The sequence below is a fragment of the Nesterenkonia sp. LB17 genome, assembly GCF_022565915.1.
Classification (GTDB): Bacteria; Actinomycetota; Actinomycetes; order Actinomycetales; family Micrococcaceae; genus Nesterenkonia.
Genome location: NZ_JAJOYX010000001.1, coordinates 372,233 through 387,185, shown reverse-complemented (window position 1 = coordinate 387,185; position 14,953 = coordinate 372,233). Strand labels below are relative to the sequence as shown.

Annotated in this window: 12 protein-coding genes; 10 read left to right on the top strand and 2 right to left on the bottom strand. The window is 67.4% G+C overall.

Annotation, left to right across the window (positions count from 1 at the left end; genetic code table 11):
* Positions 1-20 precede the first annotated feature (20 nt).
* A complete protein-coding gene (locus LTH96_RS01715) occupies positions 21-1,538 on the bottom strand; it encodes a trypsin-like peptidase domain-containing protein (RefSeq protein WP_241463924.1) in 1,518 nt (505 codons plus the stop codon).
* Positions 1,539-2,090: 552 nt separating this feature from the next.
* On the opposite strand from LTH96_RS01715, the gene LTH96_RS01710 reads away from it, so the two are divergent.
* The 5 genes from LTH96_RS01710 (at position 2,091) to LTH96_RS01690 (ending at position 7,269) form a co-directional block, all read left to right on the top strand.
* On the top strand, positions 2,091-3,590 hold the full coding sequence (locus LTH96_RS01710; RefSeq protein WP_241463922.1) for a hypothetical protein: 1,500 nt from the start codon (positions 2,091-2,093) through the stop codon (positions 3,588-3,590).
* Positions 3,591-3,713: 123 nt separating this feature from the next.
* Complete coding sequence (locus LTH96_RS01705; RefSeq protein ID WP_241463920.1) at positions 3,714-4,520, top strand: PspA/IM30 family protein; 807 nt, start codon at positions 3,714-3,716, stop codon at positions 4,518-4,520.
* 112 nt (positions 4,521-4,632) lie between these two features.
* Entirely contained in the window at positions 4,633-5,544 is a 912-nt protein-coding gene (gene pdxS / locus LTH96_RS01700; protein ID WP_342357709.1) for a pyridoxal 5'-phosphate synthase lyase subunit PdxS, read from the top strand.
* On the top strand, positions 5,541-6,152 hold the full coding sequence (pdxT, locus tag LTH96_RS01695) for a pyridoxal 5'-phosphate synthase glutaminase subunit PdxT (protein ID WP_241463919.1): 612 nt from the start codon (positions 5,541-5,543) through the stop codon (positions 6,150-6,152). Before pdxS ends, pdxT begins: the two co-directional genes overlap by 4 nt.
* Positions 6,153-6,225: 73 nt before the next feature.
* Positions 6,226-7,269 (top strand): hypothetical protein, encoded by a 1,044-nt coding sequence (locus tag LTH96_RS01690; RefSeq protein ID WP_241463917.1) that lies wholly within the window; start codon positions 6,226-6,228, stop codon positions 7,267-7,269.
* Between the two features lie 8 nt (positions 7,270-7,277).
* Here the strand turns inward: LTH96_RS01690 and LTH96_RS01685 are convergent, their stop codons facing one another.
* On the bottom strand, positions 7,278-8,033 hold the full coding sequence (locus LTH96_RS01685) for a methyltransferase domain-containing protein (protein WP_241463915.1): 756 nt from the start codon (positions 8,031-8,033) through the stop codon (positions 7,278-7,280).
* A 356-nt stretch (positions 8,034-8,389) separates the two neighbouring features.
* On the opposite strand from LTH96_RS01685, the gene LTH96_RS01680 reads away from it, so the two are divergent.
* The 5 genes from LTH96_RS01680 to LTH96_RS01660 all read left to right on the top strand — a co-directional run bounded on the left by LTH96_RS01680 (position 8,390) and on the right by LTH96_RS01660 (position 14,948).
* Positions 8,390-9,754 (top strand): hypothetical protein, encoded by a 1,365-nt coding sequence (locus tag LTH96_RS01680; protein ID WP_241463913.1) that lies wholly within the window; start codon positions 8,390-8,392, stop codon positions 9,752-9,754.
* Positions 9,755-9,920: 166 nt separating this feature from the next.
* Positions 9,921-11,189, top strand: coding sequence for a cytochrome P450 (locus LTH96_RS01675; protein WP_241463912.1), 1,269 nt, complete (start codon positions 9,921-9,923; stop codon positions 11,187-11,189).
* Positions 11,186-12,274, top strand: coding sequence for a PEP/pyruvate-binding domain-containing protein (locus LTH96_RS01670; RefSeq protein ID WP_370644356.1), 1,089 nt, complete (start codon positions 11,186-11,188; stop codon positions 12,272-12,274). The genes LTH96_RS01675 and LTH96_RS01670 overlap by 4 nt, the downstream gene beginning before the upstream one ends.
* Positions 12,275-12,324: 50 nt before the next feature.
* A complete protein-coding gene (locus LTH96_RS01665) occupies positions 12,325-14,196 on the top strand; it encodes a PEP-utilizing enzyme (protein WP_241463910.1) in 1,872 nt (623 codons plus the stop codon).
* A complete protein-coding gene (locus tag LTH96_RS01660) occupies positions 14,193-14,948 on the top strand; it encodes an SDR family NAD(P)-dependent oxidoreductase (RefSeq protein WP_241463908.1) in 756 nt (251 codons plus the stop codon). The genes LTH96_RS01665 and LTH96_RS01660 overlap by 4 nt, the downstream gene beginning before the upstream one ends.
* Positions 14,949-14,953 lie beyond the last annotated feature (5 nt).

Here is a 14,953-nt window from a genome sequence, read left to right as displayed (position 1 = left end):
TGGCTGCGAGAACGTCAGACTCAGGTCGCGCCAAGGGTCACCTCTGCCTCTTCCTGCTGCCCGTCCCGCACGAAGCTGATCGTCACGCTCTCACCGGCCGGGTATTCACGGATCGTGGCGGTCAGCGCGAGGGAGTCTTCGATCCGCCGGTCGTTGACCGCGGTGATGATGTCACCGGTCTCCAGGCCGGCCTCGGCGGCCGGGGTGTTGCCAGGAACATCATCGATCAGCGCGCCGACGGTGAAGCCGGGCATCACCGGAGCGAGTCCTGGCTCGGCCTCCTCCGGAACCTCCTGGGAACCGGCGGCGGCGACCGTGACCCCGAGCAGCCCGTGCGAGACCTCGCCGGTGTCGATCAGCTCCTGCGCGACTCGCTGCGCATAGTCGATCGGCACGGCGAAGCCCACGCCGATGGATCCGGCGTCGGTCTCTGCCGCCCCGCCCGAGGAGGCGATGGCGACGTTGACTCCGATCACCCGGCCCTCCCCGTCGACCAGGGCGCCGCCGGAGTTGCCGCGGTTGATCGCGGCGTCGGTCTGGATCACGTTGAGATGGATCGAGCCCTGGGTGGGGGACCCTTCCATGTCCGGGAAGTAGAACTCGAAGCCGTCCTCCTCGACACCCTCCTCAGGGGCCTCCGGGGCATCGGCACCCTCGTCCTCCACCGCGGAGGAGGCGACCGAGATGGTGCGGTTCAGGGTGGAGACGATGCCGTCGGTGACCGTGCCGGAGAGGCCGAGCGGGGCGCCGATGGCGATCGACTGGTCCCCGACGTTGAGGTCACCGGAGGAGCCCAGCTCGGCGGGCTGGATCCCCTCGATGTCCTCCAGCTGGACGACGGCGAGGTCGCTCAGCGGGTCGGTGCCCACCAGCGTGGCGTCGGACACCGAGCCGTCGCTCATCCGGACTTGGATGTCGGGGTCGGGAGCGGCTCCGCCGAGGGTCACCACGTGGGTGTTGGTCAGCACATGGCCTTCCTCATCGAGGATGATGCCCGAGCCCGATCCGCCCTGTCCGCCTTCGCTGACCGCCAACGTCACCACCGAAGGAGAGGCCTTCGCCGCCGCGGCGGTGACCACGGTGGCAGAGTCGGGGTTGTTGATCTCGATCCCGCCGGTCGAAGAGGTGCTGATCCCCCCATCGTCGAGCACCGCCTGGCTGCCTGCCACCATACCGCCGCCGAGCAGTCCGGCGAGCAGCACCGCGAGCGCCAGGCCGCCGACGCCCACCGTGCGCTTGGGGCGCGGCTGCTGGCTGGGATCAACGAAGGTAGCCCCGGAGCCGTACCCGCCATAGGCGTCATAGCCCTGCCCGGCATAGGAGGGGTCCTGGTCGTACTGGGCCTGGCCGTACTGGGCCTGGCCGTACTGGGCCTGGCCGTACGGACCCTGCTGATACGCGCTCTGGCTGTACTGCTCTTGGCCGTACGGGCCCTGGCTGTGCCCGCCCTGACCGTAGCCGCCCTCCCCGGAGGGGGACTGCTGGGCTCCCGGCGCGCCTGAGGGAGAGGCTGGCCATCCGGCGGAATAGGACTCCACCCCGGCCGGTCCCCCCGAACCCGCGTCCGAACCCGTCTGCGGGCCGGGCGCAGTCTGCTCCGCTGAATCCCGCTCCCCTGGTCCAGCCGAAGCAGACGCAGGGAAGACAGGATCGATCCGCGCGGTGGCATCCTCCGGAGGGTCGACGTCGTCCCGGCGAGGGCCGTTGTGCGGATCTGAACTCATGGTGGAACCTGCCTTTGTGGTCTTGCGGTGCAATAGTGTGGCGGCCGGAGCGTGACACGCATGCTCTCGCTGGCTCGACTGCTATTGTCAGCGCTCATCCTGTATCGATGACGATAACGGCCTGGGCGCCTCCTGGACGATTCCCGGAGACGCCGAGTGCCTGACGTGCGGCGGAAAGGACTTTCGAGGTGACCCGCACCCGGAAGCCCGCGATCCGCACGCCGCACCCCCGCCGGCCCGCCCACCTCCGCCCTCTGGGACGCCAGGACGCCGGGATTCGGGCCTGCGGACCCCGCCTCCTACGCTCACAGACGAGCTGACCGTTCCCCGATAGACGATGTCTGAGGCCACTTATAGACTCGGCCCATGGTGCCCGACGTACTCCTCAATCCGCCCATCACCCTCGGGATGTTCGTCATCGGCCCGCTGCTGATCGGTGCAGTCATCCTTGGCCTGATCGGTCTCGGTGCAGTGTGGCTCTCCGGCGGCAAGAAGCAGGACCGCCGGCTCCAGGGCTTCGCGAACAACCAGCAGCTCTCCGGCGGCCAGAACTCTCGAGCCGGCTCCGCGGAGGAGCGTCGGCTGGCCAAGATGAGCCTCGAGGAGCTCCGCCGCGAAGCCGGTTCCCTGCTGATCGCAGCGGACAACGCGGTGAACTCCTCCGAGCAGGAGATCCTCTTCGCCAGCGCCGCCTACGGCGATGAGCAGGTCGCCCCGTTCCAGAAGGACGTGGACGAGGCGCGGGAGCACCTTCAGGAGTCCTTCCGGATGCAGCACACGGTCGACCGCGACCCGCCGGAGGACGAGGAGCAGGCGCGCGAGCTGCTGCGCAAGGTCATCGCCAACTGCCAGCGGGTCAACGAGACCCTCGAGTCGCACCGCCAGGACTTCGAGTCCCTGCGCAGCCTCGAACTCGACCCGCGCCCGGCTCTGGACCAGCTGCGCACCCGGATCGGTGAGTTCCGCAGCCGCCGTGAGCAGGCCGCGAAGCGCCTGCCCGACCTGCAGTCCAGATACGACGACGACGCGCTCACCTCCTTCACCGAAGCCCTGACACACTCCGCTCGCAGCCTCCAGCACGCTGACACCTCGGCCGATGACGCCGAGAAGGCGCTCACCGGCTCAGCGGCGTCGGACGCGGTCGTCGCGATCCACGCTGGAGAAGAAGCCGCCGGGGAGGCCGGAAAGCTGATCGACTCCCTCGAGGAGACCCAGCTGCGGCTGCGCAGCGCCGAACAGAATCTCGGCATCGGACTGGACCAGACCGAGCAGGACATCGCCCAGGCCCGCGCCACCATGCAGGCGGGCCAGTCGGCAGAGCTGGCCGGACCCATCGCCGCCGCCGAGGCAGCGGTCAAGCAGGTCCGGCGCGCCCTGGACTCCGGGGAGAAGACCAACCCGCTGGAGCTGCTGAACTCACTGGAGATCGCCCACCGGGAGCTCGACGAGCCGCTGAACGCTGTCCGCGACCAGCAGGCCAGGGACCGGCGAGCCCGCGAAGTGCTGCAGACCGAGATCCTCACCGCCCGGCACCAGGTGCAGTCCTCCCGGGACTACCTGCGCTCCAAGCGCAGCGGCGCCACCTCAAGGACCCGGATGGCCGAGGCCGAACGCACCCTCGCCGAAGCCGAATCCATCGGAGACGGCCAGCCTGCCAAGGCCCTGGAGCTGGCCACCCAGGCCAAGACGCTGGCCGTGCAGGCAGCCCAGATCGCCCGACAGGAATCGGCCGAGGATGCACTCAGCGGCGGCGGAGGCTACGGCGGCGGGTTCGGCGGATTCGGCATGCCGGGCGGCTACGGCTACCCCGGCGGCCGCAGGCCCATGGGCGGGGGCGGCTTCGGGCGCCGTCGGCGGATGTTCTGACGCAGAAATATCGAGCAGCTGGGTCTTCACCGGAGCCGCGCCATGGCCGTGACCAGCACCCGTGACTAGTATCGACAACGTGAGCAATCGATAGACATTGATACACAAGGAAAGGTGAACACTGTGAGCAAGCAGTCCATTTTAGGTCGCATGTCCCAGCTGGTACGCGCGAACGTCAACGCCATGCTGGATCGCTCCGAGGACCCGGAGAAGATGCTCGACCAGATGGTCCGAGACTTCACCAACAACATCGCAGAGGCCGAAGAGGCGATCGCCCAGACCATCGGCAACCTGCGCATGATGGAGGACGACTACAGCGAGGATCTCGAGAACTCACGGTCCTGGGGCCAGAAGGCACTCGCCGCGTCCCGCAAGGCCGACGAGTTCCGCGACGGCGGCAACACCGAGAACGCGCAGAAGTTCGACAACCTGGCCAAGGTCGCCATCCAGCGTCAGATGGAGGCGGAGTCCTCGGCGAAGTCCGCCGAGCCGACCATCACCTCCCAGCGCGAGATCGTGGACCGGCTCAAGACCGGCCTCGAGCAGATGAAGACCAAGCGTCAGCAGCTGGTGAGCAAGCGTGACGAGCTGATCGCCCGTTCCCGCGCCGCGCACGCCCAGTCCCAGGTCCACGACGCGGTGAAGACCATCGACGTGATGGACCCGACCTCCGAGGTGGGACGCTTCGAGGAGAAGATCCGCCGCGAAGAGGCCAAGGTGCGCGGGCAGAACGAGCTGGCCGCCTCCTCGCTGGACGCGCAGTTCGAATCCCTGGAGGACCTCGGCGAGCAGGCCGAGGTCGACGCCCGGCTCGCGGCGCTGAAGTCCGGCAGCTCCGCGCCGGCAGCCCTGGGCGCCGGGTCCTCAGATGGCCAGGCCACCGAGGACTACACCGCGCAGCTCGAAGCTGAGGAACGCGACCGCGCCTGAGCGCAGTATGACGTCGGTTCGGCGGTCCCGCTGAAGTGATGAAACAATGGGGAGTGAACGCGATGTTCACTCCCCATTGTCATCGCAGCAACCCAACCTTCAGGAGACCTCCGTGACCACTGAGTCCACTTCACACACTGCTGCCGCCACCGGCGCGACCGCGGTGAACACCGGACTGGCCCAGATGCTCAAGGGCGGCGTGATCATGGACGTGGTCACCCGCGAGCAGGCCCGCATCGCCGAAGACGCCGGTGCCGTCGCCGTCATGGCCCTCGAGCGTGTGCCCGCCGACATCCGCGCCACCGGCGGTGTCGCCCGGATGTCAGACCCCGACCTGATCACCGGCATCATCGACGAGGTCTCCATCCCCGTGATGGCCAAGGCCCGGATCGGTCACTTCGTCGAGGCGCAGATCCTCGAGCACCTCAAGGTCGACTACATCGACGAGTCCGAGGTGCTCTCGCCTGCCGACTTCACCCACCACATCGACAAGTCCAAGTTCAAGGTGCCCTTCGTCTGCGGCGCCACCAACCTCGGTGAGGCGCTGCGCCGGATCACCGAGGGCGCCTCGATGATCCGCTCCAAGGGCGAGGCCGGCACCGGCGACGTCTCCGAGGCGATGAAGCACATCCGCACCATCAACGGAGAGATCGCCCGGCTGACCTCCCTGGCCGAGGATGAGCTCTACCTGGCCGCGAAGGAGCTGCAGGCGCCCTACGCGCTGGTCAAGCAGATCGCTCGCGAAGGACGCCTCCCCGTGGTCCTCTTCGTCGCCGGCGGCGTGGCCACTCCCGCCGATGCCGCGATGATGATGCAGATGGGCGCCGACGGCGTGTTCGTGGGCTCGGGCATCTTCAAGTCCGGCAACCCCGCCGAGCGCGCAGCCGCCATCGTCAAGGCCACCACCTACTACGACGACGCGGGCGTGGTCGCCGAGGCCTCCAAGGGTCTGGGCGAAGCCATGGTCGGCATCAACGTCGCCGACCTCCCGGCACCTCACCGGCTGGCCGAGCGCGGCTGGTGAGCACACCCCGCATAGGGGTCCTGGCGCTGCAGGGAGCCGTGGCCGAGCATGCCCGCGCCCTGCGCGCCGCCGGGGCCGAGGTCTCCACCGTGCGCCGTCCCTCCGAGCTTCAGGGCTTGGACGGGCTGATCGTGCCCGGTGGTGAATCCACCACCATGGCTCGGCTTGCCGCCCCGGTGCGACTCATGGAGTCCATCCGGGAGCGGCACGCCGAGGGTATGGCGATGTTCGGGACCTGCGCCGGCATGATCCTGATGGCCGATCAGATCCTCGACGCCGAGGCGCTCAACGGTTTCGAGCGCATCGGCGGCCTGGACGTCGTGGTGCGGCGCAACGGCTACGGCAGCCAGCTGGAATCCTTCATCGGTCCGCTTCAGGTGCCCGGGCTCCCCGGAGATGACCCGACCCCGTTGGAGGCCGTGTTCATCCGGGCCCCGGTCATCGAGTCCCTGGGCGTCGACGTGGAGGTCATCGCCTCCTGGCAGGACCGTCCGGTGGCGGTTCGGCAGGGACGGATCCTGGCCGCGAGCTTCCATCCGGAACTGACTCCGGATCACCGCCTGCACCAGTATTTCGTCGAGATCAGTGCGGAGCAGACCGTCAGCTGACCTGAAAAGTGGCCCCGGTTCAGGCATGATGTCCCAGAGATGCCGCACGCGGACCTTCGACTCTGGAGAACACATGACTGACGGACCACACCACGGGCAGAGCTCCACCGGGCCGGCCGCGCGGGCGGCCGATCCGAACACGCCCCAGGTCCAGCTGCAGATGCTCGCCGGTGACCATCCCGAGCTGCGTCCGCTGATCGCGGAGAACCCCAACACCTACCCCGAGCTGCTTCAGTGGCTGGGTGCGCTGGGCGACCCAGCGGTCGACGCCGCCCTGGTGCGACGCTCCGCCGGGGCCGATGAGTTCTCCGCCGTGCGCGAGGATCACCCCCAGAGCTACGACCAGAGCTACGACCAGAGCTACGACCAGGGTCATGCCCGGAGTCACGCCCAGGCGCAGCCGCGTCCTGGCTACTACCCCGCCGCCCCCACCGGCCCAGCGCCCTGGGAGGCGTCGGCCGCGCCGCTGTCGTACGCTGACCACGAGCCGGAGCCGCGACGTCGTGGCGGCGGCACCTGCGCGATCATCTTGCTGATCCTCCTGGTCGCTGCCGCCGCTGTGGTCGCCGCCTACTTCCTGATCTTCAACGGGGTCTTCAGCGGCGACGAGGACCCGGCCGACGAGACCTCGATCTCCGAGGAACAGACCGACCAGGGCCCGGACACGGGCGAAGAGGGGGCCCAGGACTCGGACGAGGGCACCCAGGACGACGACGCTGAAGCCGACGGCACCGAGGACGACGACGCTGCGGACGACGACGCCCAGGCCGCACGGCCAGCACCCGAAGGTGCCCAGGACATTCCCGCGTTCACCGCACCCTCGGGCAACATCAACTGCGCCATCGGCGAGGACGAGCTTGAATGCAACATCCTGGACTACAGCTTCGACACCCCCCAGGGCTGTGACGGACCCGCGCGACTCTCCGTCGGGTCTGAGGACCCACAGCTGGACTGTGGCAGCACCGAGGGCGCCAACTCGGCGACCCTGCAGTATGGCCAGTCCGCCAGCAACGGCAGGTTCGCCTGCGTCTCCTCCGAAGCAGCTTTCGAGTGTTGGAACACCGAGACCGGCAATGGATTCACCCTGTCCCGCGAGGGCTACCAGCTGCAGAACTGACCCGTCGATCAGCCCCCGCGGCGCTTGATGAGGGCGAAGACTCCCCAACCGAGGTACTCACGTTGATAGCGGGTATATCGAACAGGCTCCCTGGTGAGTTCGTCCCGAACCTCAGCGGCCAGTTCGTCTGCGGGGTTCTCATCGAGCCAGCGGCGCAGGTTGAGCCACTGGGCAGCCTGATATCGGTCCCAACTGTCCTGATCCGCCAACACCATCTCTACGACGTCATAGCCGAGATCCCCGAACTGTCCGAGAAGATCGGGCAGCAGCAGGAAGTCCTCCGAGCCCGAGGCGCCGCACCCTGCGGCGGTGTCATGGTCCGGAACCTCGCGACGCCAGTAGGGCTCCCCGATGAGCACCATGCCTCCTGGACGGAGGCTGCGCTCGAGCAGCTCGATGGTTCCGGCCACGCCGCCTCCTATCCAGGTCGCACCCACGCACGCGGCTACGTCTACGGCTTCGGCAGAGACGTAGCCGGTGGCGTCATCGTGTTCAAAGACGACTGAGCCTTCGACGCCGAGTGCGACTGCGCGGGCGCGGGCACCAGCGGTGAAGGCCGTGCTGATGTCTACCCCGACCCCCGTGACCCCGTGGTCACGCGCCCAGGTGCACAGCATCTCCCCTGACCCGCTGGCGAGATCGAGGATCCGGGTCCCGGGCTCCAGACGAAGAGCCTCTCCGAGGGCTTCGAGCTTGCGCGGCGTGAACGGGTTGTGGATGCGGTGGCTGCTCTCGCGAATGGCGAAGATACGTGGAAGGTCCACGATGGATTCTCCTGACGTCTGATGGGACTATGCCGCGCGCAGAGGGCCGCCGGCCTGAATCGACAGCCGCTGCCCGGACCGGCATGGCTGCTGCAGGTATGAACGCTTGGAATCGCACCCGCGGGGTACATCTTCACCTGCGGGGACCGTCTCTGTCTGGGTGTGGGGGCCGATCGAGGTGCCTGGCACGGAAGATCGACGCCGTCGTCGGGGTCGAGTTCTGGGGCCGTACCCCACTGCACCAACAGTGACCGGACTCTGTCAGTCTCGACGGCGAAGGTAAACTTCGGTCGAACCGCATTGTTCACGCTGCACGGCTGGCCTGGTTCGCCGCCGTCGGGACCGAAAAGGAACGTATGGCTTCGAACGATCACGAGCTCGGTGGCATCGCCGCCGATCCCCGCACGGATTGGGAAACGCTGCACTGGATCGCAGAGAACCACCCGTCCCTGCGCGCGACCGTTGCGGAGAATCCCGCCACCTACCCGGAGCTGCTCGAAGCGTTGGCCTCGATCGGGGACCCCGAGATCGACGCGGCCCTGTCCCGTCGGGAGGACGCTCTGTCGACCTCCGCGGACAACACGAGCCCGCCCCCTCCCCCGGCACCTTCAGCACCATCGGCCCGCACCCCGTCCGATCCAGCGCCCACGGTGCGCGACCTGGATGACACGGGCGACCCGGACGGCGAAGACCCCCCAGGCGACGTCGAGGCCACGGGCGAGCTGGACGCCGTGCCCGCAGATGAACCCCAGAAGACCACCGGGGACGACTGGTTCGCGACCGGTTCCTTCGACGCCGGGGCAGCTGGCACCGGCTACTCCACGATCGCCTCGCCCGCTCGGTATGCGGCGGCACGGCCTGCTGCGCCACCCAGGAGGCGCGGGTCCAGGGCGCCGAAGTTCGTGCTGGCCGTGCTGCTGCCGGTTCTGGTGCTGGTGGCGCTGAGCGCCCTGGCGCTGTCTCTGCTGGACCGAGACTCCCCCGAGGACACCACGGCGGCCGAGACATCCGCGACGGAGCAGCCCTCGGATGAGGGCGAGGAAGACTCCGCGGAGGAGCCCGCGCCGAGCCCCACGCCGGAGCCTCCGACCCCGGAGGAGCTGCGCGCCGAAGTGGCGGCGCTGCCGGAAGAGTCCAGCTGTGAATCCCCCGCCGAGGACCGCGAGGTCCTCGCCGCGCTCGCGTCGGCGGCCTCCGAGGACGGCAGCTGGATCGAGTCGTCGGACGGGACCCTGGTGCAGGAGGCGCTGATCGGGCTGCAGGAGAGCTGCGGCAACACCCACGCAGCGGCGCTCTTCCTGGACCTGCGCGAGTCTGAGGAGACCGCCAACGCTCTGCGCGGCACGGCCCAGGACATGGGCTCCGCCTGGATCCAGGCGTCCTTCCCTGCACAGGGCCAGCAGCTGAGCTCCTTCGTCTCCCCCGATGGCAATGTGCTCTGCGAACTCTCGGACACGCTGCGCTGCCGGGTGCTGCAGCACAGCTTCACCGCCCCCGAGGGCTGCTCCGAGGGTGTCACCTACGCCATCCGCGTGGACCGCACCGCGGAGCCGGACTGCGAGAACCCGGTCGCCCAACAGGGTCAGCCGGTGCTGGGCTACGGCCAGACCGCGTCGAACGAGTTCTTCGCCTGCACGTCCTTCCAGTCACAGATGTCGTGCTGGAACCAGCTCACCGGCGAGGGCATCAACCTCTCGGCGAGCCGGAACTGGACCTACTGAGAATTCCGCAGCACCGCACTGCTCCTCGCACCAGGCGCGGCGAGCTGACAACAACGATTCCACTCAGTGGAAAGATGTCATACCCGAGAGAACGTGATCCAGGACACACTGTCATGTAGTCCGCATATTCACGGGGCGATCCGCCCACTCTCGAGGAGTCCACTCGATGTCTGCACAGGCCACGCAGTGCCCGTTCGGTCGCGGCGCAGAGGCGCCCGCCGACCACCACGGATTTGAGCCGTTTCAACAGGAAGACCCGTTCCCCGCCTATCAGCGGCTCCGCGACGAGCAGCCAGTGATGTACGACGAGCGGGTCGGCTACTACGTCGTCTCGCGCTACGACGACGTCAAGGCGGTCTTCGACGACTGGGCGACGTTTTCCTCAGAGAACGCCCAGGCCCCGGTCCGCGAGCGCGGCGCAGAAGCCCGGCAGATCATGGAGGACGGCGGGTTCACCGCCTACTCCGGCCTCTCAGCCCGACGCCCTCCTGAGCACACCAGAATCCGGGCGGTCGCGCAGAAGGCCTTCACCCCTCGGCGCTACAAGGTCCTCGAACCAGCCATCCGTCAGAACGCGTCGGATCTGCTCGAGAAGATGCTCAATGATCCGCAGCGGCACGGCGACATCTTCAGCGACCTCGCTTACGAGCTGCCCACAGTCACCATCCTGACCCTGATCGGGGCGGATATCTCCAGCGTAGACACGTTCAAACGCTGGTCCGATTCACGGGCAGCCATGACCTGGGGCGACCTCAGCGACACCGAACAGATCCCTCACGCCCACAACCTGGTCGCGTACTGGCAGGAGTGCCAGCGCCTGGTGCGAGTGGCCCACGAGCACGGCGGCGACAACCTGACCGGCGACCTCGTCCGCGCCCAGCGGCAGGGTGCCGAGATCTCAGACCACGAGATCGCGTCGCTGCTGTACTCGCTGCTTTTCGCCGGACATGAGACCACCACCACCCTGATCGCGAACTGCTACCGCGTGCTGCTCTCCCACCAGGATCAGTGGTGCCGGCTGGTCGAGGACTCCAAGGCCATCCCTGCCGCCGTCGATGAGGTCCTGCGCTACTCCGGCTCCATCGTGGCCTGGAGGCGCAAGGCGCTGACCGACACCGAGGTGGGCGGCGTGTCGATTCCCGAGGGCGCCGAGCTGCTGCTGGTGATGGGGGCGGCGAACCGCGACGAGGAACGATTCGAGAACTCGGAGGTCTTCGACATCTCCCGTCCCAATGCCCGTGAGCACCTCTCTTTCGGCTTCGGCATCCACTACTGCCTCGGCAACATGCTGGCCAAGCTGCAGGCCAAGATCGCCCTGGAAGAGGGCATCCGCCGCATTCCCACCCTGCGGCTGGTCGAGAACCCCGAGACCCCCTTTCGCGAGAACCTCTCTTTCCGCGTCCCCACCACCGTCCCTGTCACCTGGGAGGCATGAGCATGCAGACCGACCCACTGCTCCAATTCTTCGACGACGGCGGCACCGCCGACCTGTCCCGGTTGGGCGGCAAGGGCATGTCCCTGGTGACCATGACCGACGCCGGCATGCCCGTGCCCCCGGGTTTCATCGTCACCACAGCCGCCTATGACCTGTTCATCGACCAGGCACATATCCGCGAAGACATCCACCGACTGCTCGACGGGCTGGACCCGTCGCTCCCGGCGGAGGTCGACAACGTCTCAGCCGAGATCCGGGAGGAGATCTGCTCCCGCCCGGTCCCCGAGGCGCTCAGAGAATCCACCCGCAGCGGCTACGACTCGCTGCAGTCCCGGTTCCCCCAGACCGTCCCGGTCGCCGTGCGATCCTCCGCCACCGCCGAGGATCTTCCCGACGCCTCCTTCGCCGGCCAGCAGGACACCTACCTCTGGCTGTGCAGCTTCGCCGACGTCTCGGAGCACATCCGAAAGTGCTGGGCCTCGCTCTACACCTCCCGGGCGATCATCTACCGGCTGAAGAACGGCATCCCGGAGGATGACCTCTCCATGGGCGTGGTGGTGCAGAAGATGGTCAACGCGCGCGTGGCCGGAGTGGCCATGACCCTGGACCCCGGCAACGGCGACCGGTCCAAGATCACGATCGACGCCTCCTACGGACTCGGCGAGACGGTGGTCTCGGGCACCGTGACCCCAGATCACCTCAAGCTGGACAAGGTGACCCTCTCGGTGGTCTCCCAGCACATCGGGGCCAAACAGATGGAGCTGATCCCCGATGCAGGATCCAAGACCCTGCACGAGCACCCGGTGGAGGCCGAACGGCGGGACCGACTCTGCCTCACTCCGGAGGAGCTCACCACTGTCGCGACGATGGCCAAACGCGCAGAGAAGCACTACGGACTGCCACAGGACGTGGAATGGGCGCTCGACGCTGACCTCCCAGCAGGGGAGAACCTGATGCTGCTCCAGGCCCGTCCAGAGACCGTCCATGCCAATCGTGCGCCGGGCGAACCGGCTCCGACCGCGGCGATCAGCGGAGCGATCGACCTGTCCTCGCTCACCGCGTCCATGCTCAAGAACTTCACCTGATCCACACATCCCCGCCGGGACGCCGTCGTCCCTGCAGAGAGGAACCTGTCATGCCCATGAAGTCATTCCCGAAACCGTCCGACCTTGCCGTCCCAGCGGGCGCAGAAGGCTGGGAGGAGATCTACCCCTATTATCTGGTGTTCCAGGATGCGCTGCGCGACGCCGAGGATCAGAAGTTCTGGTTCTGCGACTCCCAGCACTGGCCCACCGTGTTCAAGCCCTTCGAGACCATCGGCGGAGAGTTCGCGGTGAAGTGTCTGGGCCAATACAACGCCCGGCATCTGCTGATCCCCAACGCCGACGGCATCGAGTTCCGCGTCCACCTGGGCTACCTCTACATGTCCCCGATCCCGGTCGCCCCGGAGAAGATCGCAGCCCGGTTGCCCGAGTTCGAGCGCCGGATCGGTCACTACTTCCAGAACTGGGACTCGATGCTGGAGCAGTGGAAGATCAAGGTCCGCGCCACCATCGATGAGATGGAGTCGCTGACCTTCGCCAAGCTGCCGGACAAGGTGCCGATGGAGGACATCCTCAGCGGCAAGGCCAAGGACGGCTCGGAGGTGCTGCTGGAGAACTACGACCGGCTGATCCAGCTGGCCTACCAGAACTGGCAGTACCACTTCGAGTTCCTGAACCTGGGTTACATCGCTTACCTCGACTTCTTCAACTACTGCAAAGAGGTCTTCCCTGACATCCCGGACCAGTCCATCGCGATGATGGTACAGGGCGTGGACATGGAGCTGTTTAGGCCCGACGACGAGCTCAAGACCCTGGCTCACCTGGCCGTCGAGCTGGGGCTCCAGGAGCAGTTCAACGCGCCCCACGAGGTCACCGCGACACTAGAGGGGATCACCGGGGCCTCCGGCGGTGAGCGGTGGATCGCCCGCTATGAGGAGGCCAAGGACCCGTGGTTCAACTTCACCGTGGGCAACGGGTTCTATGGCCACGACAAATACTGGAAGGACCACCAGGACATCCCGCTGGGGTATATCGCCGACTACATCCGCCGCCTGGACGCCGGAGAGTCGATCATGCGCCCCAAGGAGGCGCTGATCGAGGAGAAGGAGCGGGTCATCGGTGAGTACCGTGACTTCCTGGACACGGAGTCGGCTGCGATGTTCGACGCCAAGCGGGGCCTCGCCGCGACCGCCTACCCCTACGTGGAGAACCACAACTTCTACATCGAGCACTGGACCATGGGCGTATTCTGGCGCAAGGTCCGTGAGCTGTCCCGGATGATGTACGCCGAGGGGTTCTGGCCAGAGCCGGACGATCTGCTCTACCTGAACCGCAACGAGGTGCGCGACGCGCTGTTCGATCTCGTCACCGGCTGGGGCGTGGGCGCCCCGCAGGGCCCGATCGGGCCCTACCACTGGCCCGCGATCATCGAGCGTCGGCGCAAGATCGTCAGCGCGCTCAAGACGGCACGGCCGGCCCCGGCGTTGAACACTCCCCCGGAGTCGATCACCGAACCCTTCACCCGGATGCTGTGGGGCATCACCACCGAACAGGTCCAGCAGTGGTTGGGCAACGACGAGAGCACCGGGGATGGGATCCGCGGGATGGCGGCCTCGGCAGGCACAGTGGAGGGCTACGCCCGAGTCATTCACGACGCCGACCAGCTCTCCGAGATCCAGCAGGACGAGATCCTGGTCGCCACCATCACCGCCCCCAGCTGGGGACCGGTCTTCGGCAAGATCAGCGCCACGGTCACCGATATCGGAGGCATGATGAGCCACGCGGCCATCGTCTGCCGCGAATACGGGCTGCCGGCGGTCACCGGCACCGGCAACGCCTCGACCACGATCAAGACCGGACAGTACCTGCGCGTGAACGGCGCCACCGGCGAGGTCGAGATTCTGACACCCCCGGTGCAGGGCCCCGGAGCTCACTCTCACCAGCACGTCGAGGCTCCGGCATGAGCCCGGACCCGGCCGCGCGGACGGTGCTGGTCACCGGTGCAGCCGGAGGGCTTGGACGGGCCTTCGCGAACGGGTTCGCCGCGGACGGAGACCGCCTGGTGGTCGCCGACATCAACCTCGAAGGTGCGCAGCAGACCGCCCGCGGCATTGAAGACACCGGCGGCGAGGCGCTGGCTCTGCAGGTGGATGTCACCGATCCTGCCTCGACCCAGGCTGCGGCGCAGGAGGCGGCTGCCTTTGGCGGCGGAAGCATCGACGTGCTGGTCAACAATGCCGCGATCTACGGCGCTGTGACCCGGTCTCCCTTCGAGGACATCGACCCTGCGGAGTGGGACCTTGTCATGGGCGTCAACCTCAAAGGGCCCTGGCTCATGTCACGGGCAGCGAGTCCCCACCTCGACCGGGGCGGGGCGATCGTGAACATCTCCTCGGCCACCGTCTACTCCGGATCCGAGCAGTGGATGCACTATGTCGCCTCCAAAGGTGGGGTGGTCGCGCTGACCCGGGTCATGGCCCGGGAGCTGGGGCGGCGCGACATCACGGTCAACGCCATCGCCCCAGGGTTCACGCTCACCGAATCCAGCCGCTCCCTGATGGAGGACGCTGAGACCTACGGGGTGGAACGCGGATCCCTGAAGCGGGCCAGCGAACCCGAGGACATCGTCGGAACCGCGCTGTTCCTGGCTGGCCCGCACAGCCGTTATATGACCGGTCAGACCATGGTGGTCGACGGCGGCCGCCAGTTCATCTGAGAACT

What these genes read in the sequence shown, in the direction of transcription:
- LTH96_RS01710 (WP_241463922.1), top strand. Translation starts at nt 2,091, where the DNA reads ATGGTGCCCGACGTACTCCTCAATCCGCCCATCACCCTCGGGATGTTC.
- LTH96_RS01690 (WP_241463917.1), top strand. Translation starts at nt 6,226, where the DNA reads ATGACTGACGGACCACACCACGGGCAGAGCTCCACCGGGCCGGCCGCG.
- LTH96_RS01680 (WP_241463913.1), top strand. Translation starts at nt 8,390, where the DNA reads ATGGCTTCGAACGATCACGAGCTCGGTGGCATCGCCGCCGATCCCCGC.
- LTH96_RS01675 (WP_241463912.1), top strand. Translation starts at nt 9,921, where the DNA reads ATGTCTGCACAGGCCACGCAGTGCCCGTTCGGTCGCGGCGCAGAGGCG.
- LTH96_RS01670 (WP_370644356.1), top strand. Translation starts at nt 11,186, where the DNA reads ATGAGCATGCAGACCGACCCACTGCTCCAATTCTTCGACGACGGCGGC.
- LTH96_RS01665 (WP_241463910.1), top strand. Translation starts at nt 12,325, where the DNA reads ATGCCCATGAAGTCATTCCCGAAACCGTCCGACCTTGCCGTCCCAGCG.
- LTH96_RS01660 (WP_241463908.1), top strand. Translation starts at nt 14,193, where the DNA reads ATGAGCCCGGACCCGGCCGCGCGGACGGTGCTGGTCACCGGTGCAGCC.